Raw genomic sequence first — 22,528 nt, 5'->3', positions numbered from 1 at the left:
CTTCGGCTGCCACGACGTCAAGTGTGACAGCCCGGCCAACCGGATATCAGAACCGCGGGTGGTCGCCCGAGAGGACCGCGCGCGGCCCGTCGACGTCGTCGGCCGGCTGGACGTCGCCCAGCACCCACGCCGGGACGTGCCGCGCGGTCAGCATGGCCAGCGCCCGGTCGACGTCCTCGGCGCCGACGATCGCCACCATGCCGACGCCCATGTTGAACGTCTTCTCCAGCTCGGCCCGCTCGACCTTGCCGCGCTGCCCGATCAGCGCGAACACCGGCGCCGGGTTCCAGGTGCCGCGGTCGAGCCGGGCGACCAGGCCGCGGGGCATGACCCGGGCCAGGTTGGCCTCCAGGCCGCCGCCGGTGATGTGCGCGAACGTCCGGACCTCGGTCTCGGCGGCCAGCGCCAGGCAGTCCTTCGCGTAGATCCGCGTCGGCTCCAGCATCTCCTCGCCGAGGGTGCGGCCGAACTCTTCGACGTGCCCGTCGAGCGGCATCCGCGCGATGTCCAGCAGCACGTGCCGGGCCAAGGAGTACCCGTTCGAGTGCAATCCGGACGAGCCCAGCGCGAGGACGACGTCACCCGGACGGACCTTTTCCGGCGAGAGCAGCTGCGCCGCCTCGACCACGCCGACGCCGGTGGCCGACATGTCGTAGTCGTGCTCGCCCATCAGGCCCGGGTGCTCGGCGGTCTCGCCGCCCAGCAGCGCGCAGCCGGCCTGGACGCAGCCCTCGGCGATGCCGCCGACCAGCGCGGCGATCTTCTCCGGGTGCACCTTGCCGACGGCGATGTAGTCCTGCAGGAACAGCGGCTCGGCGCCGGTCACGACCAGGTCGTCGACCACCATGGCGACCAGGTCGATGCCGACCGTGTCGTGCTTGTCCAGCGCCTGCGCGACCGCGATCTTCGTGCCGACGCCGTCGGTCGACGACGCGAGCACCGGCTCCTTCCACTTGTCGAGCTTCAGGGAGAAGAGCCCGGCGAAACCGCCGACGCCACCCAGGACCTCGGGCCGCGTGGCCCGCTGGGCGTGCGGCTTGAGCAGCTCGACGGCTTGGTCGCCGGCGTCGATGCTGACCCCGGCGGCGGCGTACGTGGCGCTCGTGGACTCGCTCACGGTGGACGGACTCCCTACTGGAAGGAACTCAGGGACGCCGGACGGCGTCTTCGGCACCGTACCCGGCGGGGCTGACGGGGGTCGCCGCGCCATTGACCGCGTCGAGGCTTTCGAGCAGGTGTTTCCCGATCAGCGCGTCTTCCGGCAGCGGGATCGGGTACTCACCCGAGAAGCACGCCGTGCACAGCCGCGACTTCGGCTGCTCCGCCGCCGCGACCAGGCCGTCCAGGGAAATGTAGCCCAGCGAGTCGGCTCCGATCGAGCGCCGGATGCCGTCGAGGTCGACGCCGTTCGCGACCAGCTCCGCGCGCGAGGCGAAGTCGATGCCGTAGAAGCACGGCCAGCGCACCGGCGGTGAGGCGATCCGGACGTGCACCTCGAGCGCGCCGGCCTCGCGCAGCATCCGCACGAGCGCGCGCTGGGTGTTGCCGCGGACGATCGAGTCGTCCACCACGACCAGGCGCTTGCCGCGGATGACGTCCCGCAGCGGGTTCAGCTTGAGCCGGATGCCCAGCTGGCGGATGGTCTGCGACGGCTGGATGAACGTGCGCCCGACGTAGGCGTTCTTCACCAGGCCGGTGCCGTAGGGGATGCCCGAGCCCTGCGCGTAGCCGATCGCGGCCGGGGTGCCCGACTCCGGCACCGGCATCACGAGGTCGGCCTCGACCGGCTGCTCGGACGCGAGGCGGCGGCCGATCTCGACGCGGGTGGCGTGCACGCCGCGGCCGGCGATCGTGGTGTCGGGGCGGGCCAGGTAGACGTACTCGAAGACGCAGCCCTTGGGGTCCGGGTTCGCGAACCGCGACGAGCGCAGGCCCGCGGCGTCGATGGCGATGAGCTCGCCCGGCTCGACCTCGCGGACGAAGGACGCGCCGACGATGTCGAGGCCCGCCGTTTCGCTGGAGACGACCCAGCCGCGCTCCAGCCGGCCGAGCACCAGCGGGTGGACGCCGTGCGGGTCACGGGCCGCGTACAGCGTGTTCTCGTCCGAGAACACCAGGCAGAAGGCGCCCTTCAGGGTGGGCAGCAGCTCCATGGCCGCGGCCTCGATGCCCTTGTCGGCGGCGGTCGCGGCGAGCAGCCCGCAGATCAGGTCCGAGTCGCTGGACGAGCCGGTCAGGCCCGCGTGCGGCTTGAGACCCGCTTCGATGGTGCGTTCGCGCAGCTCCGCCGTGTTGACGAGGTTGCCGTTGTGGGCGAAGGACAGGCCGCTGCCGGTCTCGGTGGTGCGGAAGATCGGCTGGGCGTTCTCCCAGATGGTCGCGCCGGTCGTCGAGTACCGGCAGTGCCCGACGGCGATGTGGCCCTGCAGCGACTGCAGGATCTGCTCGTCGAACACCTGGCTGACCAGGCCGAGGTCCTTGAAGACCACGATCTGCGAGCCGTCGGAGACGGAGATGCCGGCGGCCTCCTGGCCCCGGTGCTGCAGGGCGTAGAGGCCGTAGTAGGTCAGCTTCGCAACTTCTTCCCCGGGAGCCCAGACGCCGAAGACGCCACACTCCTCACGGGGTTCCGGTTCGGGCTGGTCGGACACGAGCTGCGGGTCGGAAACCACCGAGGAGCTCCTGGGAAGACGTGGTCAGGCCGATTTTCAGTGTAGACGGTGCAGACATGAGCGAGGCCCCGCCCGACGTGGTTCTGACCACTTCGGACGGGGCCCGCAAGCCTGCACGTCTCAGCACGCATCCGGCAGGGCGAGGATCTCCGTCAGCACCTGCGCACCTTCGCCGCGGCGGCGCCACAGCCACCGCTCCGGCTCGAAGATGTTCTCTTCGGAGCCGGGCATCCTGGTCGCCACGACGTCGTCCTCGGCGTTGAGCCGGACGACGTCGACCACGTCATCGTGCACCCGCACGCCGACGACGGCGAGGATCTCGCCGCGCTCGTCGGCGGGGTGGACGAACTGGTAGCCGCGGGCCACCAGTTCCTGCAGTCCGGTCTCGATGTCGAAGACGGGGGCGACGGCCTCAGCCGAGGACATCGTCGAATTCACCGTCCTTCGCGCCCGCCAGGAACGCGGCCATCTCGGCGCGCGTGTAGACCAGCGCCGGGCCGGTCGGGAAGCGCGAGTTGCGCATCGCGATCTCGCCGGTGGTCAGCGGCGCGACTTCCACGCAGTTGCCGACGGCACCGCTGTAGCTGGCCTTGCGCCACTGCGCACCGGACAGCCGATCGGCCGGGATACCGTTCTCGAATCGCTCAGCCATGGTCCCACTCCTCGATGTGGAAGATCTTTCAGGCCGATGCATCTGCATGTGCATTTGCCCGCGTATCGGAGGCTAGCACGTTCGCTTGCAGCGGTAAATGCACGTGCAGAATTTCTTGCAAAGTTCGCGGACGGTAAAGGAAACGGCGGTAGTCGTTAACCCATCGAGTGATGGGTAGCCACCCGTTCGGCCTAATAATTACCTTCAGTCACCGATCACTGGGGCATAACGGTGCCCTCGGACCGCTGCTGGACCAGGCTTTCTAAATCTCCTGCCGCCGCTTGGCGAGCATCGAACGGCTCCGCTCCGGCGTCTCCGCGTCGACGGCCAGCATGTCGAGCGCGCGGCTGTACTTTTCGATCTCTTCGCGCTTCTCGATGTAGTGCGCGCCGGTCAGGTATTCGACGTAGGCGATGTTCGGCAGTTCCGGTTCGCCGAACCGCAGCAGCGAAAACGCGTGTTCCGCGGACAGCCCGCTGCGCGAGAACGGCAGCACCTGGATCGACACGTGGGGCAGCGCGCTCATCTCCAGCAGGTATTCGATCTGCTGCTTGAGGACCTTGACGCCGCCGATCGGCCGGTGGAGCACCGACTCGTCGAGGACCATCCACACGCGGGGTGCGTCCGGCCTGCTGAACATCTTCTGCCGCCGCATCCGCAGCGCGACGAGCTGGTCGACCCGCTCGTCGGCCATCTCCGGGCGGCCGTGGCTGAAGATCGCCCGCGCGTACGGCTCGACCTGCAGGAGTCCCGACACGTAGATCGGCTCCCAGATCTGGATTCGCGCGGCGGCTTCTTCGAGGCCGACGAGGTCGGTGAACCAGTTCGGCATGGTGTCGCCGAAGCGCCGCCACCAGCCCGGCTCGTTCGACTGCTTGACCATGTCGAGGAAGGTCTTGCGCTCGGTCGGGTCGTCGACGCCGTACATGGTCAGCAGGTCGGTGACGTCGCGTTCCTTGAAGCCGACCCGGCCCAGTTCGAGCCGGCTGATCTTCGACTCGGAGCCGCGGATGTTGTAACCGGCCTGCTGACGGGTGATGCCGGCCTCTTCACGGAGGCGCCGCAGCTGCGAGCCCAGGATCATGCGGCGCGCCGTGGGGCCGATGTTCTGTTCACCTGCGGACGCGTTCACCGCGTTCATTCCCGGACCTTCCGCGCTCACGTCACCAGGGGGTTCTAGCCCGACTACCGAAAGTACACGTTAAGCCGTCTTGCGCAAAGGGGTGACCCGGTTTACCCCATGCGCGCGTCGTCCTACTGTACGGAGAGCACGAGACTTACAACACACAAATTGCGAGGTTCATCATGCCGGACGCCGCGACCACCGAACGAGTGCCTGTCGGGGTCGACCCGACCCGGGCGAGCATCGCGCGCGTCTACGACGCCTTCCTGCTGGGCAAGGACAACTACGAAATCGATCGTCAGGTCCTCAAGCAGGTGCAGAAAGCCGCCCCGGAAGCCCAGGACCTCGCGTTCGAGAACCGCGGCTTCCTCATCCGCGTCTGCCGGTTCCTCGCCGGCCAGACCGGGATCACCCAGTTCCTGGACCTCGGCTCCGGCCTGCCGACCGCCGAGAACACCCACCAGGTCGTCCAGCGGATCAACCCGGAGACCAAGGTCGTCTACGTCGACAACGACCCGGTCGTCCTGGCGCACGGCCGGGCCCTGCTCGAGGAGAACGAGCACACCCACTTCGTCGCCGAAGACATCTTCGACCCGCAGAAGATCATCGAGAACGAGATCGTCCGCGAGCACATCGACTTCAGCCAGCCGCTCGTCCTCCTGCAGATGGGGACGCTGCACCACTACAACGGCGACCACGCCCGGCCGGCCGAGATCATGCGCGAGTACGTCGACGCGCTGCCGTCCGGCTCCTTCGTCGGCCTCAGCCACTTCTTCGACCCGGAGAACGAGGACTCCGAGACCGCGCGCCGCATGGAGGACTTCTTCGTGCACAGCCCGATGGGTTCGGGCTCCTTCCGCACGCAGAAGGAGATCGAGGAGCTGTTCCCCGGGCTCGAGATGGTGCCCCCGGGCGTGGTGCGGTGCGCCGACTGGTGGCCGGACGGCCCGCGGCTCAAGGAGCTCAACGTCGCACAGCGGACCATCGCCGGCGGCGTCGGCCGCAAGCCGTAGCCCGCGCACCCGTCCGTCAGACGCGGAGCAGCGGGAGCCAGTGGGAAAGGTCGGCCCGGGTGCCCGATGCGGACACCCGGCCGTCCGCCACGGCCGTGGTCCAGTCCAGTCGTCCGGTGGCCAGTTCGAGCCACGTGCGCGGGTCGGTCTCGATCACGTTCGGCGGGGTGCCGCGGGTGTGCCGCGGGCCCTCCACGCACTGCACCGCGGCGAAGGGCGGCACCCGCACCTCGACCGTCCGGCCCGGCGCGTCCGCCGCCAGCGCGCGCAGGGACAGCCGCACCGCCGCGGCCAGTTCCGGACGCGCCGGAGCGGGCGCATCGCCCTGCAACCACGGGGAAATCGCCAGCACCGCCGCACGTAACTGTCCGGGGTCGACCGAACGCGAAGAGGCCATGGGCAAACAGTAGAGTGGCGCACCAAGACTTGGCAGGTACACCCGAGAACGTGGGGATGACGATGGCGCAGCGGGACGAGGCGGATCGGATGGTTTCGCAGCAGCCCACCGGAAGCGGAGCCGATCGCCCCGGCGGACACGGCAAGCACAACCGGGCCGCGCGGCGCGAAGGCCAGCAGGCCCGCCGCTCCGGCAAGCACGGTACGCCCGAGATCACCGCGGAGATGCGCGCGAACGCCCGCGCCAACCCCAACAGCTGGCTCTACGTCATCGACGAGGCCTTCGACCCGAACGGCCCGGTGCCGTCGTGGGCGGTCGTCGGCGCGTACCCGGTGAACGGCGCCGGTGACGTCGTCGCCGACTTCCACCCCAACGACCGCTACCGGCCCTCGCCCAAGGCGCTCGGCTTCCCGGACCCGGCGAACGACCTCGAGCACCTGCTGCAGCTCGTCCGCACCGAGCACCGGCCGCCGTCGGACCTGCCGAAGGTCGTGCTGGACGCCACGCTGTTCGTCTACGCGATGTCGCCGGTGCAGCGGACCGTCATCGGGTTCCACAACACCGACGGCCGGGTCATGGTGCCGGCCTACACCCGCAAGTCGCTGGTGCCGCGCGAGTGGCCGCACGCGCGGGCCGTCGTCGGCCGCGACATCGTCGACCTGCTCGGCGGGCACCCCGTCGCGATCAACCCGCACGACCTCATCACGGCCGTCGTGCCGGCGGAGCACCTGGTGAAGGCCATCGCCGACGAGCGACGCTGACCTGCGGATCCCACCCCATCGAGTGAGCACCGAGTCGCCGATCCGGCGACGCCGGGGCATCGTGAGGCTGAAGAAGTCTGACGAGATCGGTGGGGAGCAAGAGGGTGAAACGACGTTCGCTGCCCTTCGCCGCCGTCCTCGCCTCGGCCCTCCTCGTGGCCGGGCAGGCGCCGGCGAAGGCCGTCGACAGCTACGCCGGAGCCGAGGACCACTACGCGGGTTCGCAGATCGCCAAGGTCGAAGGTGTCGGCGAGGGCCCCGACGTGGTGTACGGCGGTGACGACCAGCTGCTCGGGCACGACGTCAGCGGGCACCAGGGCCCGGTCGACTGGCCCGGCGCGGCGGGAGCGGGCGCCAAGTTCGTCTACGTGAAGGCGACCGAAGGCACCGGGTTCGTCAACCCGCAGTTCGCCCAGCAGTACAACGGCTCCTACCAGGTCGGCCTGATCCGCGGTGCCTACCACTTCGCGCGGCCGGACATCTCCGACGGCGCTTCGCAGGCGCGGTACTTCCTCGCCCACGGCGGCGGGTGGTCGGCCGACGGCCGGACCCTGCCCGGCGCGCTCGACGCGGAGTACAACCCGTACGGCGAAACGTGTTACGGCAAGGACGCCGCCGGGATGGTCGCCTGGATCCGCGCCTTCTCCGACACCTACCGCGCGGCGACCGGCCGGCACCCGACGATCTACACGTCGACGAGCTGGTGGAAGCGGTGCACCGCGAACAACGGCGGGTTCGGCGCCAACCCGCTCTGGATCGCCCGCTACAACACGTTCATCGGCGAGCTGCCGTCCGGCTGGGGCACGCACGCGATCTGGCAGTTCGCCGACCGCGGCACCCTTCCCGGCGACCAGAACTGGTTCAACGGCCCGGCGGCCGAGCTGCTGGCCCTCGCGCTGGGCTGAACGGCCCAACCGTCGAATAATAGGTGTTAACTCGTCACCAATTAACGATCATCTTCCGAAGAAAATCACCCACACGTATACCCAATTTCACGGAACTGAGTGACAAACGCCACTTCGTCCTCAACAATCGTGTTCGAGCGCCTACCTGCAGTAAGCCGCTCGTCGCGAGGGTATCTGTGAAGGGATCCAACGATGTCCACTCCCCGAAGAGGGCGGCTGTTCGCTGCCTTGATCGTCCCGGCCACGCTGCTCCTGCTCGGCAGCACGGCGCAGGCGACGACGCTTTCCCCCGAAGTCGACCCCGTGGCCGCGATCAACGCGGACATCGCGCAGCACAACCACGAGCTGGGGTCGCAGATCCGGCGCGTCGAAGGCGACAAGTCGACTCCGGACACGCAGAAGTCGGCGCAGCAGCCGCAGCCCGGCCAGGCCGTGCCGAACCAGGTGCTGGCCACGGTGGCCGGTATGGACGTCGCCAGCTACCAGGGCAACGTCGACTGGGCGAGCTGGTGGAACCAGGGCATGCGGTTCGTCTGGACCAAGGCCACGGAGAGCACCAACTACACGAACCCGTACTTCGCCCAGCAGTACAACGGCTCCTACAACCAGGGCTTCATCCGCGGCGCCTACCACTTCGCCACCCCGAACACCTCGAGCGGCGCGGCGCAGGCGCAGTACTTCGTCGCCCACGGCGGCGGCTGGTCGAGGGACGGCCGGACGCTGCCCGGGGCACTGGACATGGAGTACAACCCGTACGGCGCGACCTGCTACGGGCTGAGCAAGGCCGGGATGACGTCGTGGATCCTCGACTTCCACGACACCTACCACGCCCTGACCGGCCGCTACCCGGCGATCTACACGTCGACGAACTGGTGGAGCACCTGCGTGAGCGGTGACTTCTCCAGCACGGCGCCGCTGTGGGTCGCGCGGTACGCGTCGTCGGTGGGCACCCTGCCCTACAACTGGGGCTACTACACCGTCTGGCAGTACACCTCGAGCCCGCTCGACCAGGACACCTTCAACGGTGCCTACGACCGGCTCCAGGCCCTCGCCAACGGCTGATCCACCCCACCCGGCTCCAGCTCCGGCTCCCGGATCGTGACGGCTTCGCGCCGGACACATCCGGGAGCCGGTTTCATGCCGTACCGTCCGAGCTTGCAGAATGCTGCAGCCACGTCATGGGGGAACCGCACGCGCCCACCGGACGTCGGAAGCGCACGAACCTCCAGCGCCCGGAAGGCACGAGAGATGACCTACCCGCCTCAGCCGGGCCAGCCCGGCCAGCCCGACCCGTACGGCCAGCCGCAGTCCGGTGGCTTCCAGCAGCAGGGCGGGTGGGACACCAACCAGCAGCAACAGCCGTACCCGACGCAGCAGTACCCGCAGGGCTGGGACCCGAACCAGCAGGGCCACCCGCCGGCCTCGGGCGGCTTCCCGGCGAACCCGCAGCCGACGTGGGGCGACCCGTACGCGCCGCAACAGCACCAGCAGGCCTGGGGCGACCCCGCCACGCAGCAGGCGTGGGCGAACCCGAACGCGCAGCAGCAGTCGGCGTGGGCCGACCCCAATGCGCAGCAGTACGGCCAGCAGGCGTGGGACCCGAACGCGGGCGGCCAGGTGTCCGGCTGGGACCCGGCGACCGGCGGCTACGCGCAGGGTTTCGGCGGGCCGCCCGCGCCGCCGAAGAAGAGCAAGACCGGGCTGTGGATCACCATCGGCGCCGCCGTGGTCGTGATCCTCGCCCTGGTCGGCATCACGGGGTTCGTCGCGCCCGGGTTCTTCCTCTCGAAGGACGACACGAACACGGCCGCGGCTCCGTCGTCGAGCTCGGCACCCAAGCCGTCCACGTCGAAGCCGACGGCCAAGAAGCCGACGATCCCCGCCACGCCGCCGTCGACGTCCGACGGCGGTGGCGGAGGCGGCGCGGACGCCAAGACCGTGCTGCAGGGCTTCATCGACAAGCTGAACGCGGGCGACAACGCCGGTGCCGTCGCGCTGGGCTGCGCGGACTCGAAGGAGCTGCTCAGCTCGTGGCTCGACACGTTCCTCAAGCCGCCGCTGCAGCTGCAGCTCGGTGACGTGCCCGCCGACAAGTACCTGGTCGAGGGCGCGGTCACCGGGACGTCCGCCGGCAAGCCGGTCAAGGGCACGCTGAGCGCGACCAACTTCGACAAAAAGGGCTTCTGCGTCAGCACGATGCTGGTGTCCTGAGCCGGTGAAGCCGTGGCGATCGCCGCTGGCGTGGACGTTCCTCGCGTCGGTGGTGCTGCTGCTCGGGGTCGGCGGCTGGCTGCTGTCCGACCCCGCCACCAGCCGCAGTGACGCGCTGAAGACGGGCGGGCTGGCGGGCGGCGCGGTCGTGGCGCTGTACGCGCTGTGGCTGAACGACCGGCGGCGCCGGGTCGAGGAGAGCCGCCAGGACGTCGAGCGGAAACGGCACGAACTCGAGGCGCAGCGCGCGGAACAGGACCGCGAGCGGGTCGCCGACGAGCGGTTCGCGAAGTCGGTCGAGCTGCTCGGGCACGCTGCCGACCAGGTTCGCGTCGGGGCGTTGCACGCGCTGGCGGGGCTGGCGCGCAGCAGGCCGGACTACACGCAGACGGTGCTGGACGTGCTGTGCTCCTACCTGCGGCGCCCGTTTTCCCGCACCTCGGATCCCGACCCGGACGAGGAGCGCGAGCTCACGGTCCGGCTCACGGCGCAACGGCTGATCACCGAGCTGCTGCCGGCCCGCGACGCCCCGGGCCCGGCGTACGACCTGGACCTGACCGGCGCCCGGCTGCAGTACCTCGACCTTTCCGGCAAGCTGATCGGCGGCCTGCTGCTGCGGTACGCGTCGCTGCACAGCAGCACCCACCTCAGCGGCTGCCGCTTCACGGGCCAGGTGTACTTCACCGCCGCGGGTACCGAATCCGGTCGTCAGGTGGGCTACTTCCGTTGCCGTGGCTCGGTTTTCGAAGACCGCGCGTGGTTCAGCGGGACGGAGTTCGCCGAAGCGGCGGACTTCACGGACACGACGTTCGGCGGCCCGGCGAACTTCAAGGACGCGAAGTTCGCGGGCGACGTCGAGTTCACCGGGGCGCACGTGCGGGACTCGCTGGACCTGCGGCGGGCGCGGTTCGGCGGGCAGACCGACCTGCGGTTCGCTTCGCTGCCGGAGTCGGTTTCGCTGTACAACACGTTGGTGCGCACCGAAAAGGAGGTGCGGCTGCCGGCGGCTTGGGACCTCGAGGAACTGCGCGACGGGGACGCGCGGGTGGTGGCCAAGGCGGGCTGAGCAGCCCCCGGTTTCCACCCTAGCGGAGGGGGCCGACAGTTTTTGTTCGCGCGCGGGCGGTGTCCGGCTTCTGACAGATGTCACGACGAGCCTGTGGACAACGTCGCTACCAGGGAAAACGGTGCTCCAGCAGGATTCAGGGCATGACGAAGCAGACCAGCCCGACCGTGACCGTGACCGACTCCGACGCCCGCGAGAAGCTGCACATCGCCAAGGTGCTGCTCGGTGGCTACGCCACTGTGAGCGTGCTGACCCTCCTGGCGATCGTGGTGTTCAGCGGCCATCCCGACCTCGTCACCGACGCCGTGTGGGTGCGCGGCGCGATCCTCGCCGTTGCCGCGCCGATCACCTTCGCGCTCGGGGTGTCCATGGCCAAGGGCGCGCGGAACAACTACCGCCGGGTGCGGATCATCACGAGCGTCCAGGTGGTGGCGATCCTGGTGATCGAAGCCATTCCCGGCTCCTTCCCGATCTGGTTCAAGATCGAGAACGGCGTCTGCGCCGCACTGCTGATCATCGTCGTCCTGCTGACCTTCGCCCGGTCCGTGCGCGCCACGTTCGCCGCGCGGTGAGCTCGGGCTCCGGCCGGCCGCACGCGGCCGGCGGTACGGTCACCGACGTGGACGACGGGCGGGGAGCCGCGGACCTGCGCGGCCTGGACGAGCGACGCCGGCTGCTGCTCTCCCTGGGCATGCTCTGCTACCCGTTCCTGGCGGGTGCCGGCCTCGCGCAGTACACGCGCGGCCCCGGCCTCGTCGCCGGGTACCTGCTGCTGGCCGGTGTCTCCGGGTGCTACCTGGCCATGGTGGTGGCCGCGATGCGCTCGGCGTGGCGGCGCTACTGGTGGCTGCTATCGGTGCTGACGGCGCTGGCCCTGCTGGTCACGCCGCTGGCCCACGAGTACTCGCTGATCCTCGTCGCGGTGATCGTGCCGTCGGCGGCGACACGCGTCGCCGCCTGGGCGGAGGCGACGTTGGTGGCCGTGGGCGCCGCGGCGTGCGTGGTGGTGCCGCTGGTCGTGCCCGGCTGGAACACCGGCCCGAGCTGGTACTACGCGGTGGCCGTCGTGTTCACCACGCTGCTGGTCCACGCCTTCAGCCGCACGGCCACGGCCAACCAGCAGCTGCGCGAGGCGCGGGCCGAAGTGGCCCGGCTGGCCTCCGAAGCCGAGCGCAACCGGATCGCCCGCGATCTGCACGACCTGCTCGGCCACTCGCTCACCGCCATCACCGTGAAGAGCACCCTGGCCCGGCGGCTGGCCGCGGGCGCACCGCCCGCGGCACTGGCCGAGATGGAGTCCGTGGAGCAGTTGTCCCGGCAGGCACTGGCCGACGTGCGGGCGGCGGTGTCCGGGTACCGGGAGGTCACGCTGGCCGGCGAGCTCGCCCGTGGCCGGGAACTGCTTCGCGCGGCGGGCGTGGTCGCCGACCTGCCCACCGCCTACGACGAGGTACCGCAGGAGCGGCAGGAACTGTTCGGCTGGGTGGTCCGGGAGGGGTTGACGAACGTGGTGCGACACGCACGCGCCGGCCGGTGCACGGTGGAGCTCACCGCGTCCTCGGTGGAGGTGCGCGACGACGGGACCGGCGGCCCGGCGGGCGCGGGGTCCGGGCTGGACGGCCTGCGCGCCAGGGTGAGCGCGGCCGGTGGCGTGCTGACCGCCGGCCCCGCGCAGCCGCGTGGGTGGTCGCTGCGGGTGGAGGCGCCGGCATGACGATCCGGCTGCTGCTCGCCGACGACCAGGCGCTGATCCGGCAGGCCCTGCGCGCGCTGCTCGACCTCGAACCGGACTTCGAGGTGGTGGCCTCGGTCGGCCGCGGCGACGAGGTGACGGCCGCGGCCCTGGAACACCGCCCGGACGTGGCGCTGCTGGACATCGACATGCCCGGGCTGGACGGCTTGGCCGCGGCCGCCGTGCTCACCGCACAGGCGCCCGGCTGCCGGGTGATCATCCTGACCACCTTCGGCCGCACCGGCTACCTCCGCCGGGCCATGGAGGCGGGTGCCGTCGGGTTCGTCGTCAAGGACGCCCCGGCCGACACCCTCGCCGACGCCGTCCGGCGGGTGGCGGCCGGCGAGCGGGTCGTCGACCCCGCGCTGGCCGCGGCGACGCTGGCGGCGGGCGAGTCGCCGCTCACCGCCCGCGAACGGGACGTGCTGATCGCGGCCCGTTCCGGCGCGACCGTGGCCGAGATCGCGGCCCGGCTGTACCTGGCCGAAGGAACCGTGCGGAACTACCTGTCCGGCGCCACGACCAAGACCGGCACCCGCAACCGGATGGAAGCCCTGCGGGTGGCCGACGAGCGCGGCTGGCTCTGACCCCGGCCCTGCTTCGGCAGGGCCGGGGGTCCGCCGTCAGCCGAAGAGGGCCGGAAGGGTGCTCTCCCAGGCCTCGCGCAGCTCGTCGAGCGTGAACTCGGTGATGCCCTGCAGCTCCAGCGTGCCCGACTCCGGGTCGACCACGCCGGTCTTGCGCCACGGCAGGCCGCGCGCGGTGCACATCTCGGTGAAGCGCAGCTCTTCCGTGCGCGGGACCGCCACCAGCACGCGGCCCGCCGACTCGGAGAACAGCTGGACGAACGGGTCCTGGTCGGCGTCGAGGAACACCCGGGCCCCGCACTGTCCGATGAGGACGGTCTCCACCAGCGTCTGGACGAGGCCGCCGTCCGACAGGTCGTGGGCCGCGGAGATCATCCCGTCGCGGGAGCCCGCCACCAGGATCTCGCCGAGGAGCTTCTCGCGGGCCAGGTCCACGCGCGGCGGCACGCCGCCGAGGTGGCCGTGCAGCTCGCGGGCCCAGGCCGAGCCGTCCAGCTCGTCGTGCGTTTCGCCAAGCAGCAGCAGGGTTTCGCCGGCCTCCGCGCCGATGCCCGTCGGGATGCGGCGGGTGACGTCGTCGATCACGCCGAGGACGCCGATCACCGGGGTGGGCAGGATCGCCGTGTCGCCGGTCTGGTTGAAGAAGCTGACGTTGCCGCCGGTGACCGGGATGCCCAGCTCGACGCAGCCGTCCGCCAGGCCGTGCACGGCCTGCTCGAACTGCCACATCACGCCCGGGTCGGTCGGGGCGCCGAAGTTCAGGCAGTCCGACACCGCGACCGGCGTCGCGCCGCCCGTCGCCACGTTGCGGTACGCCTCCGCTAGCGCGAGCTGCGCGCCGCGGTACGGGTCCAGGTACACGAACTTGCTGTTGCAGTCCGTCGCCACCGAGACGCCGCGGCCGCTCGACTCGTCGATCCGGATCATGCCCGAGTCCGACGGTTGCGCCAGCACGGAGTTCCCGCGCACGTACCGGTCGTACTGCGAGGTCACCCATTCCTTGGAGGCCTGGTTGGGCGAGGAGATGAGCTTGAGGACGTCCGCGCGCAGTTCGTCCGGAGTGGACGGACGCGGCAGCTTCGCCGAGGTGTCCGCGATCAGCGCGTCCTGATCCGACGGTCGCTCGATCGGCCGGTCGTACACCGGGCCCTGGTGGGCGACCGTGTGCGCCGGGACGTCGACGACGACCTCGTCGTGCCAGGTGATGACCAGGTGCTCGCCGTCGGTGACCTCGCCGATGTCGGTCGCGATCACGTCCCACTTGCGACAGACGGCCATGAACGCCTCGACGTTCTCCGGCGAGACGACCGCGCACATGCGCTCTTGCGACTCGCTGGAGAGCACCTCGGCGGGCGTCATCCCGGTGGCGCGCAGGGGAACGCGGTCGAGGTAGATGTGCATGCCGCCGTCGCCGGCCGCGGCCAGCTCGGACGTCGCGCAGGACAGCCCGGCGCCGCCGAGGTCCTGGATGCCGACGACGAGCTTCTGGGCGAACAGCTCGAGGCAGCACTCGATGAGCACCTTCTCGGTGAACGGGTCGCCGACCTGGACGCTCGGCAGCTTCTTGCGGCCGCCCGACGACTCGTCACCCGAAAAGGTGTCACTCGCCAGGACGGAAACGCCGCCGATGCCGTCGAGGCCGGTGCGGGCGCCGAACAGGATGATCTTGTTGCCGGTGCCGGAGGCGAACGCCAGGTGCAGGTCCTCGACGCGCATCGCGCCGACGCAGAGGGCGTTGACCAGCGGGTTGCCCGAGTAGGACGGGTCGAACACGAGCTCGCCGCCGACGTTCGGCAGGCCGAGGCAGTTGCCGTAGCCGCCGACACCGGCGACGACACCGGGCAGCACGCGCTTGGTGTCGGGGGCGTCGGCCGGGCCGAAGCGCAGCGCGTCGGCGACCGCCAGCGGCCGCGCACCCATGGCCATGATGTCCCGGACGATGCCGCCGACACCGGTCGCGGCGCCCTGGTACGGCTCCACATAGGACGGGTGGTTGTGGCTCTCCACCTTGAAGGTGACCGCCCAGCCCTCGCCGATGTCGACGACGCCCGCGTTCTCGCCGATGCCCGCGAGCATCTTGGCCTTCATCTCGTCGGTGGCGGTCTCCCCGAAGTAGCGCAGGTGCTTCTTGGAGGACTTGTACGAGCAGTGCTCGCTCCACATGACCGAGTACATCGCCAGCTCCGCGTCGGTGGGCCGGCGGCCGAGGATCTCCCGGATGCGGGCGTACTCGTCGTCGGCGAGGCCCAGTTCGCGGTAGGGCTGGCTGTGGTCCGGGGTCGCCCCGGCGCGCTCGGTGGTGTCAACGGTGCTGGTCACGGTGTCCGTGTCAGGGTTCGCCACGGCCGTCAGGATACGTGCCGCCCGGAGGTGGGCCGGACGGTGGGCCGCCGAAAACGGACGGGCCCACGCGGGTGTGACCGGGGCGACATCGGGACGGCCGCAAGCGCCCCAATGTGGCCTTCGGTGCGTCAGGCGCACCCAAGGCGGCCTTCGGGCGCTTAGGTGGCTGGGGACAACTCGGGGAGTGGGCGCGCGTTGTGGACAACTCGGGGTGTGGCTTGCGCGCGGGGCCGGAATTATCGGTGGCCGCGAGTAACGTTGAAACCGGGGGTCCCCCGAGCGGCGGCGGCCGTCGGCAGCGGGGTGTGCGCGCCGGAAAATCGGTCGCCTTCGGGTGGTTGGCGGCTTACCGTCGGGAATCGTGCTTTCCGCCACCTATCCCTTTCCGCCGCTGCGGCTGCCCGCGCGGCCGACCGCGGGCCGCTTCCTGCTCGCCGTGTTCCGGGCCCGGCTCGGCACGGTGCTCGGGGCGGCCGCGATCGGTGTCGTGTGGGCGCTGCCCGGTGCGCTGCTGCCGCTGGTCGTCGGCCAGGGCATCGGTGCCATCGGCGCGCACGACGGTGCCGCCGTCGCGCGCTGGGCGCTGGTCGCGGCCGCGCTGGGGGTTGTGCAAACCCTCTTCGGGACCTGGCTGCACTTCCTCAACTACGGCCTGTGGCTGCACGGCGCCGGCTCGACGCAGCGGGTCGTGTCGGCGCACACCACGCGCGTCGGCGCCGGGCTGCGGGACGGGACCACCACCGGCAACCTCGTCGCGATCGCTACCACGGACATCAACCACATCGGCAACACCGTCGAGATGACCGGCCGCGCGTTCGGCTCGCTGCTCGCGTTCGTCGTGGTCGCCGTCTGGCTGATTTCGACGTCGCCGCTGCTCGGCGTGGTCGCGCTGGTCGGCGTGCCGGTCGCCGTCCTGGGCATCGGGCCGCTGCTCGCTCCGCTGCAGAAGCGGAAGGCGAAGCAGCGTGAAAAGCGCGGAGACGTCAACGCGCTCGGCGCCGACATCGTGTCCGGCCTGCGGATCCTGCGCGGCATCGGCGGCGAGCGGCGGTTCTTCGCCCGGTTCCGCGAGACGAGCCAGCGGGTGCGGCGGGCCGGCGTCGAGGTCGGCGAGGCCGAGGCGTGGCTGGCCGCCGCGGAGATCGCCTTGCCCGGCCTGGTCACCGTGGTGATCACCTGGCTCGGCGCGCGGCTGGCCGTGGCCGGCTCGATCGACGTCGGCCAGCTGGTGGCCTTCTACGGCGTTTCGGCGTTCCTCATCTGGCCGGTCAACGCCGCGACGGAGGCCGTCGGGTCGATCACGTCGGGCCTGGTCGCGTCGCGGAAGGTGGTGGCGCTGCTGGCGATCCACCCGAAGCCGGCGGACCCGGAAACGCCGGTGCCGCTGCCCGGCGGACCGCTGGAGCTGGTGGACACCGAATCCGGCGTGCGCGTCGCGCCCGGCCGGCTCACGGTCGTCGACTTCGGCGCCGGCGGGGAAGCGGTGGCCGACCGGCTGGCGCGGTTCGCCGATGCGGCCGAGGGCGAAGCGGTGCTGGTCGGCGGCGTCCGCGCGGACCACGTCGCCCTCGCGGAGCTGCGGCGGCGGATCGTCTACGCGCACAACCAGGACATCTGGTTCTCGGGCGTGCTGCGCGAGCAGCTCGCCCCCGCGCGGCCGGGCGGCGTCAGCATCACCGAAGCGCTGTACGCGGCCGACGCCGACGACATCGTCGAGGCGCTGCCCAACGGTGTCGACGAGGTGATCGGCGAGCGCGGCCGCGAGGTGTCCGGCGGCCAGCGGCAGCGGCTGAACCTGGCCCGCGCGCTGGCGACCGACGCCGACGTCCTGGTCCTCGACGAGCCGACGTCGGCGGTGGACGCGCACACGGAGGCCCGCATCACCGAGCGCGTCGCCGCGCTGCGGCGCGGCAAGACGACGGTGGTGTTCAGTCAGAGTCCTCTGTGGACACATGTGGCGGACGAAGTCTTCACGGCGAAGGAGGTGACGGTGTGAAGCGGCTTCCCACGGCGGACCGGCGGGACGTGCGCCGCTGGACCCTGCGGACCGCGCGGGTCCACAAGCGCGAGTTCGGCCTGCTGCTGGGCTCGCTGGCCGTGGCCACGCTGATCGGCCTGGCCGGCCCGCAGCTGCTCGGCTCGCTCGTCGACGACGTCGCGGCCGGCACCACGACCGGGCACGTCGACCTGCTGGCGGTCGCGTTCGTCGGCATCCTGCTGCTGCAGGCGCTGGCGCGCAAGATCGCGCGGATGCGCGGCGCGGTGTTCGGCGAGCTGGTGCTGGCCGAGACGCGCGAGGAGTTCGTCGGGACGGCCTTGCAGCTGCCGCTCGGCACGGTCGAGGCGGCGGGCACCGGTGACCTGCTCAGCCGGGCCACCACCGACCTCGGCCGGATCGACCACGCGGCGCGGTTCGCGGCGCCGGAGATCCTGGTCGCGGCGGTGACCGTGGTGTTCACCATCGTCGCGATGGTGGTGACGTCGCCGCTGCTGTCGCTGGGCCTGCTGGTCGCACTGCCGCTGCTGGTGCCGGTGACCGTCTGGTACCAGCGGCGGATCCCGCCGGTCATGCAGTGGATGCTCGACCGCTGGGCCGACCTGACCACCAGCGTCCACGAGACCGCGGAGGGCGCGCGCACGACCGAGGCGCTCGGGCTGACCGAGCGGCGCATCGGCGCCGCGTACGACGCGCTGGACCAGAGCATCTACGGCGAGCGCCGGATGCGGGCGCTGCAGCTGCGCTGGCTGCCGTCGCTGGAGATCAGCTACGTGCTGCCGCTGGCGGTGATGCTGCTGCTGGGCCTGCTCGCGTACACGCAGGGGTGGGCCGGGCTCGGCGAGATCACCACGATGCTGCTGTACGTGCAGGGCATGGCGGCGCCGCTGAACGAGGCCCTGTTCTGGCTGGAGGACCTGCAGGTCGCGGCGGCCGCGGCGCGCCGGATCCTGGGCGTCCGGTCGGTCGCGGTCGAGGGCTCGGCGAAGGTGGCCGAGGTGCCGCGCGGGCGGGACATCGACGTCCACGGTGTCCGGTTCAGCTACACCGCCGACCGCGAGGTGCTGCACGGCATCGACCTGCGGGTCCCGCGCGGCGAGCGGCTGGCGATCGTCGGGCCGTCGGGCGCGGGCAAGTCGACGCTCGGCCGGCTGCTGGCCGGCATCGCGGCGCCGTCGGAAGGTTCGGTGCGCATCGGTGGCCAGGACGTCTCCTCGCTGGCCGATGACGTGCTGCGCGGCGAGGTGCTGCTGCTGACCCAGGAGCACCACGTGTTCTCCGGAACGCTGCGGCAGAACCTGGCCCTGCCGGCCCGCCGCGCGGGCGGCGACTGGACGGACGAGGAGCTGACGGCGGCTCTGGCGTCGGCGGGCGCGTCGGACTGGGTCGCCACGCTGCCGTCCGGGCTCGACACGAAGCTCGGGCCGGGCGAGCACCCGGTGCCGGCGGCGATCGCGCAGCAGCTGGCGCTGGCCCGGGTGGTGCTGGCGGACCCGCACACGCTGGTGCTCGACGAAGCGACGTCGCTGCTGGACACGGGCTCGGCGCGGGACCTGGAGCGCTCGCTGAACAGCGTGCTCGAGGGCCGGACGGTGATCGCGATCGCCCACCGCCTGCACACGGCGGCGGCAGCCGACCGCGTCGCGGTGGTCGAGGGCGGCCGGATCACCGAGCTGGGCCCGCACGAGGAACTGCTCTCGGCGGGCGGCTCGTACGCCCGCCTGGTGGCGGCGGCGAGCTGAACCGGCCCGGCGCCGAGCCGGTCCGGAATGTCCGGAGCGGGCGGCATGTTGCTCCCCGGTGGATGACCATCGACCTGGGGAGTGACATGTCGTCGTTCGTGATGAGCGTGGCCGAGCGGGAAGCGTTCCTGAGCGGGGTGCACGTGGGCGTGCTCGCCGTGGAGCGCGCCGGACGGGCGCCGCTGGCCGTGCCGGTCTGGTACGACTACGAACCCGGCGGTGAGCTGCTGATCTGGATGGAGCGCGACACGGTCAAGGACCGGTCGATCCGCGCGGCGGGCCGGCTGAGCCTGGTCGCGCAGGACGAGAACCCGCCGTACAAGTACGTGACGGTCGAGGGCCCGGTGGTGGCGAACGACGAGCCGCCGACGCGCGAGCAGGCGTTGCGGATCGCGAAGCGGTACTGGCCGGAGGAGCAGGCCACGGCGTACGTCGATTCGGCGCTCGGCGAGCGGTCGGTGCTGGTCCGGGTCCGGCCCGAGAAGTGGCTGTCGAACGACCAGAGCAAGAGCTGACGTGGTCCGGGGCTGTGGACAACTCGCGTCCACCGCCCCGGAACTGTCGGTGCCCGCCGGTAGCATGAACTACCGGGGGGCGCGGCCCGCCCTCACGCCTTCACGAGCGCGTCGACGGCGCTGAAGAACATGCCCAAGCCGTCGTCCGAAGGGCCGGTCAACGCGTCGATCGCGTGCTCCGGGTGCGGCATCAGCCCCACGACCCGGCCGTTCTCGCTGCGGATGCCGGCGATGTCGTTGCGCGAGCCGTTCGGGTTGCCGCCGACGTACCGGAACACCACGCGGCCCTCGGCCTCGAGCTCGTCCAAAGTGGACTGCTCGGCCACGTAGCAGCCGTCGATGTTCTTCATCGGGATGAGGATTTCCGCGCCGGCGTCGTAGCGGGTCGTCCACGCCGTGTCGGTGTTCTCCACCCGCAGCCACTGGTCGCGGCAGATGAAGTGCAGGCCCTGGTTGCGGATCATCGCGCCCGGCAGCAGGCCGGCCTCGCACAGGATCTGGAACCCGTTGCAGATGCCGAGCACCGGCATGCCCGCGCGCGCCGCCTCGATCACCGGCGTCATGACCGGCGCGAACCGGGCGATCACGCCTGCGCGCAGGTAGTCGCCGTAGGAGAAGCCGCCCGGGACGACGACGGCGTCGACCTGGCGCAGGTCCTCGTCCGCGTGCCACAGCGGCACGGCCTCGCCGCCGGCGTAGCGGACCGCGCGGGCCGCGTCGCCGTCGTCGAGCGTGCCCGGGAAGGTGATGACCCCGATGCGCGCGCTCACGCGTCCACCCGCGTGATCGTCCACTGCTCGATGACGGGGTTCGCGAGGAAGCCTTCGGCGATCTTCTCCAGCGTCGCGTCGTCGACCGTGTCGTCGACCTCGATCTCGAAGTGCTTGCCCTGGCGGATCTCCTTGATCCCGGTGAACCCCAGGCGGCCGGCGGCGCCGAGCGCGGCCTGTCCCTGCGGGTCGAGGATTTCGGGCTTCGGCATGACGTCGACGACAACTCGGGCCACGGCTGGCTGCTCCTTATTCACGCAGGTCGTGGGTACCTCCCGAGCATAGTTCACCCTCTCGAACCCCTGGCGGGGCCCACCGGGAAACCTAGACTGGCCGAGGGCGCGGCGCTGCGCCATGATGAGTCGTTGACATCTCGCCAACAGGAGGCACCGTGGCCGTCCAGGAGTCCTACGACTACGTCATCGTCGGTGCCGGCAGCGCGGGGTGCGTCCTCGCCAACCGCCTCACCGAGGACCCGTCCGCCCAGGTCCTGCTCCTCGAAGCGGGCGGGGAGGACACCGCGGACGAGATCCACATCCCGGCCGCCTTCGCGTCGCTGTTCAAGACCAGGTGGGACTGGAACTACGAGACCGTCGAGCAGAAGCACACGGGCAAGACGTCGTACTGGCCGCGCGGCAAGGTGCTCGGCGGCTGCTCGTCGATCAACGCGATGATCTACATCCGCGGCAACCGCGCCGACTACGACGGCTGGCGCGATTCCCACGGCGCCGAAGGCTGGGGCTGGGACGACGTCCTGCCGTACTTCAAGCGCGCCGAAGGCAACCAGCGGCTCGGCGGCCCGCTGCACGGCACCGACGGCCCGCTGCACGTCGAAGACCGCCGGTTCACCCACGAGCTGTCGAACGCCTGGGTCGACTCCGCCGTCGCGTGGGGCCTCAAGCGCACCGACGACTTCAACGGCGAGAGCCAGGAGGGTGCCGGCGTCTACCAGGTGACGTGCAAGAAGGGCCGCCGCTGGTCCACGGCGGACGCCTACCTGCGCCCGGCGCTCCCGCGGCCGAACCTGACGGTGAAGACGCTCGCGCCGGCCACCCGGGTCGTCTTCGAAGGCACGCGCGCGGTGGGTGTGTCCTATTTGGAGGGTGGGGTCGAGCGGGCTGTCCGGGCTTCGGCCGAGGTCATTCTTTCGGGTGGGGCGGTCAACTCGCCGCAGCTGCTGATGGTGTCGGGTGTCGGGCCCGCCGAACACCTGCGCGAGCACGGCATCGACGTCGTCGCCGCACTGCCCGGCGTCGGCGAAAACCTGCACGACCACCCGGCGTGCGGGATCATCTGGTCCACTCGCGACACGACCGACCTGGTCGACGCGGCCTCGCTGTTCGGTCTGGCGCGGTACCAGCTGACCCGGCGCGGCCCGTTGACGTCGAACATCGGCGAGGCGGGCGCGTTCTACCCGACCACGGACGGCCTGCCCGCGCCGGACATGCAGATCCACGTGGCACCGACGTTGTTCTACGACAACGGTTTGCGCGAGCCGACGGTGTCCGGGTTCACGTCGGCGGCGACGCTGGTGGACGTCGCGAGCCGCGGACGGCTGCGGCTGAAGTCGGCGAACCCGTTGTGGAAGCCGGAAATCGACCCGGCGTACTACGCGGAGCCGCGGGACATGGAGACGATGATCGCCGGGTTGCGGGCGTTGATCGAGATCGGGCAGGCGGGGCCGTTGCGGCGGTTCCTCGACAAGCCCTTCCTGCCGGCGCGGCACGACCTGAGCGATTCCGAGCTGGCCGAGCACGTCCGGGAGAACACACAGACGCTGTACCACCCGGTGGGGACGTGCGCGATCGGGTCGGTGGTGGATCCGCAGCTGCGGGTGCAGGGGGTGGACGGGCTGCGGGTGGTGGACGCGTCCGTGATGCCGGTGGTGCCGCGGGGGAACACGAACGCGCCGACGATCATGGTGGCGGAGAAGGCGGCGGACCTGATCCGGGGGCGGTCGGTTTAGGGCGGCCCTCGGCCCCCCGGTATCCAGTTTACCGGCGCGCACCGACAATTCCGGGGCGTTCCCGGGGTTGTGGACTC

22 protein-coding genes are annotated in these 22,528 nt (G+C 71.0%); 13 read left to right on the top strand and 9 right to left on the bottom strand.

What is annotated here, in order from left to right; translation table 11 throughout:
- Positions 1-46: 46 nt before the first annotated feature.
- From purM to ACLJPY_RS37770, 5 genes are all read right to left on the bottom strand, one after another.
- Positions 47-1,117, bottom strand: coding sequence for a phosphoribosylformylglycinamidine cyclo-ligase (gene purM / locus ACLJPY_RS37790; RefSeq protein WP_410595794.1), 1,071 nt, complete (start codon positions 1,115-1,117; stop codon positions 47-49).
- Between the two features lie 28 nt (positions 1,118-1,145).
- Complete coding sequence (purF, locus tag ACLJPY_RS37785; protein ID WP_410595793.1) at positions 1,146-2,672, bottom strand: amidophosphoribosyltransferase; 1,527 nt, start codon at positions 2,670-2,672, stop codon at positions 1,146-1,148.
- Positions 2,673-2,792: 120 nt separating this feature from the next.
- Positions 2,793-3,098 (bottom strand): hypothetical protein, encoded by a 306-nt coding sequence (locus ACLJPY_RS37780; RefSeq protein WP_410595792.1) that lies wholly within the window; start codon positions 3,096-3,098, stop codon positions 2,793-2,795.
- The gene (locus ACLJPY_RS37775) at positions 3,085-3,324 is read right to left on the bottom strand and encodes a DUF397 domain-containing protein (RefSeq protein ID WP_247059172.1); all 240 of its coding nucleotides are present in this window, start codon (positions 3,322-3,324) and stop codon (positions 3,085-3,087) included. Before ACLJPY_RS37775 ends, ACLJPY_RS37780 begins: the two co-directional genes overlap by 14 nt.
- Before the next feature lie 262 nt (positions 3,325-3,586).
- On the bottom strand, positions 3,587-4,465 hold the full coding sequence (locus ACLJPY_RS37770) for a helix-turn-helix domain-containing protein (RefSeq protein WP_410595791.1): 879 nt from the start codon (positions 4,463-4,465) through the stop codon (positions 3,587-3,589).
- Positions 4,466-4,629: 164 nt separating this feature from the next.
- Here ACLJPY_RS37770 and ACLJPY_RS37765 point away from each other — a divergent pair, with 164 nt between their 5' ends.
- Positions 4,630-5,460: an SAM-dependent methyltransferase gene (locus ACLJPY_RS37765; RefSeq protein ID WP_410595790.1), complete on the top strand. Its 831-nt coding sequence runs from the start codon at positions 4,630-4,632 to the stop codon at positions 5,458-5,460.
- 16 nt (positions 5,461-5,476) lie between these two features.
- Here ACLJPY_RS37765 and ACLJPY_RS37760 read toward each other — a convergent pair whose 3' ends face one another.
- Positions 5,477-5,857, bottom strand: a complete 381-nt coding sequence (locus ACLJPY_RS37760) for a sterol carrier family protein (RefSeq protein WP_410563392.1) — start codon at positions 5,855-5,857, stop codon at positions 5,477-5,479.
- Positions 5,858-5,913: 56 nt separating this feature from the next.
- Between ACLJPY_RS37760 and ACLJPY_RS37755 the strand changes: the two genes are divergently transcribed.
- The 8 genes from ACLJPY_RS37755 (at position 5,914) to ACLJPY_RS37720 (ending at position 13,119) form a co-directional block, all read left to right on the top strand.
- The gene (locus ACLJPY_RS37755) at positions 5,914-6,618 is read left to right on the top strand and encodes a type VII secretion system-associated protein (protein ID WP_410595901.1); all 705 of its coding nucleotides are present in this window, start codon (positions 5,914-5,916) and stop codon (positions 6,616-6,618) included.
- A gap of 104 nt (positions 6,619-6,722) precedes the next feature.
- Positions 6,723-7,523 (top strand): lysozyme, encoded by an 801-nt coding sequence (locus ACLJPY_RS37750; RefSeq protein ID WP_410595789.1) that lies wholly within the window; start codon positions 6,723-6,725, stop codon positions 7,521-7,523.
- A 192-nt stretch (positions 7,524-7,715) separates the two neighbouring features.
- Positions 7,716-8,585: a lysozyme gene (locus ACLJPY_RS37745; protein ID WP_410595788.1), complete on the top strand. Its 870-nt coding sequence runs from the start codon at positions 7,716-7,718 to the stop codon at positions 8,583-8,585.
- Between the two features lie 186 nt (positions 8,586-8,771).
- Complete coding sequence (locus tag ACLJPY_RS37740) at positions 8,772-9,734, top strand: hypothetical protein (RefSeq protein WP_410595787.1); 963 nt, start codon at positions 8,772-8,774, stop codon at positions 9,732-9,734.
- A gap of 4 nt (positions 9,735-9,738) precedes the next feature.
- Positions 9,739-10,800 (top strand): pentapeptide repeat-containing protein, encoded by a 1,062-nt coding sequence (locus ACLJPY_RS37735; RefSeq protein WP_410595786.1) that lies wholly within the window; start codon positions 9,739-9,741, stop codon positions 10,798-10,800.
- A gap of 143 nt (positions 10,801-10,943) precedes the next feature.
- Positions 10,944-11,372 (top strand): hypothetical protein, encoded by a 429-nt coding sequence (locus tag ACLJPY_RS37730; protein ID WP_410595785.1) that lies wholly within the window; start codon positions 10,944-10,946, stop codon positions 11,370-11,372.
- Positions 11,373-11,419: 47 nt separating this feature from the next.
- On the top strand, positions 11,420-12,514 hold the full coding sequence (locus ACLJPY_RS37725) for a sensor histidine kinase (protein WP_410595784.1): 1,095 nt from the start codon (positions 11,420-11,422) through the stop codon (positions 12,512-12,514).
- Positions 12,511-13,119 carry a response regulator gene (locus tag ACLJPY_RS37720; protein ID WP_410595783.1) on the top strand — a complete coding sequence of 203 codons (609 nt, stop codon included), beginning with the start codon at positions 12,511-12,513 and terminating at the stop codon, positions 13,117-13,119. Before ACLJPY_RS37725 ends, ACLJPY_RS37720 begins: the two co-directional genes overlap by 4 nt.
- 36 nt (positions 13,120-13,155) lie before the next feature.
- On the opposite strand, the gene purL is transcribed toward ACLJPY_RS37720, so the two are convergent.
- The gene (purL, locus tag ACLJPY_RS37715; protein WP_410595782.1) at positions 13,156-15,462 is read right to left on the bottom strand and encodes a phosphoribosylformylglycinamidine synthase subunit PurL; all 2,307 of its coding nucleotides are present in this window, start codon (positions 15,460-15,462) and stop codon (positions 13,156-13,158) included.
- A 361-nt stretch (positions 15,463-15,823) separates the two neighbouring features.
- Between purL and ACLJPY_RS37710 the strand changes: the two genes are divergently transcribed.
- The 3 genes from ACLJPY_RS37710 (at position 15,824) to ACLJPY_RS37700 (ending at position 19,715) form a co-directional block, all read left to right on the top strand.
- The gene (locus tag ACLJPY_RS37710) at positions 15,824-17,458 is read left to right on the top strand and encodes an ABC transporter ATP-binding protein (RefSeq protein WP_410595781.1); all 1,635 of its coding nucleotides are present in this window, start codon (positions 15,824-15,826) and stop codon (positions 17,456-17,458) included.
- Positions 17,455-19,200: an ABC transporter ATP-binding protein gene (locus ACLJPY_RS37705; RefSeq protein ID WP_410595780.1), complete on the top strand. Its 1,746-nt coding sequence runs from the start codon at positions 17,455-17,457 to the stop codon at positions 19,198-19,200. Before ACLJPY_RS37710 ends, ACLJPY_RS37705 begins: the two co-directional genes overlap by 4 nt.
- Positions 19,201-19,286: 86 nt before the next feature.
- Entirely contained in the window at positions 19,287-19,715 is a 429-nt protein-coding gene (locus ACLJPY_RS37700) for a pyridoxamine 5'-phosphate oxidase family protein (RefSeq protein ID WP_410595900.1), read from the top strand.
- Positions 19,716-19,807: 92 nt separating this feature from the next.
- On the opposite strand, the gene purQ is transcribed toward ACLJPY_RS37700, so the two are convergent.
- Together purQ and purS are read right to left on the bottom strand one after the other, a co-directional pair.
- A complete protein-coding gene (purQ, locus tag ACLJPY_RS37695) occupies positions 19,808-20,485 on the bottom strand; it encodes a phosphoribosylformylglycinamidine synthase subunit PurQ (protein WP_410595779.1) in 678 nt (225 codons plus the stop codon).
- On the bottom strand, positions 20,482-20,721 hold the full coding sequence (gene purS, locus ACLJPY_RS37690) for a phosphoribosylformylglycinamidine synthase subunit PurS (protein WP_086675945.1): 240 nt from the start codon (positions 20,719-20,721) through the stop codon (positions 20,482-20,484). The genes purQ and purS overlap by 4 nt, the downstream gene beginning before the upstream one ends.
- A 155-nt stretch (positions 20,722-20,876) precedes the next feature.
- Here purS and ACLJPY_RS37685 point away from each other — a divergent pair, with 155 nt between their 5' ends.
- Complete coding sequence (locus ACLJPY_RS37685; protein ID WP_410595778.1) at positions 20,877-22,451, top strand: GMC family oxidoreductase; 1,575 nt, start codon at positions 20,877-20,879, stop codon at positions 22,449-22,451.
- Positions 22,452-22,528 lie beyond the last annotated feature (77 nt).

The sequence above is a fragment of the Amycolatopsis sp. lyj-23 genome, assembly GCF_046549135.1.
Taxonomy (GTDB): Bacteria; Actinomycetota; Actinomycetes; order Mycobacteriales; family Pseudonocardiaceae; genus Amycolatopsis.
The sequence above is the reverse complement of the archived record's forward strand: the minus strand, read 5'-3'. Positions and strand labels throughout refer to the sequence as shown.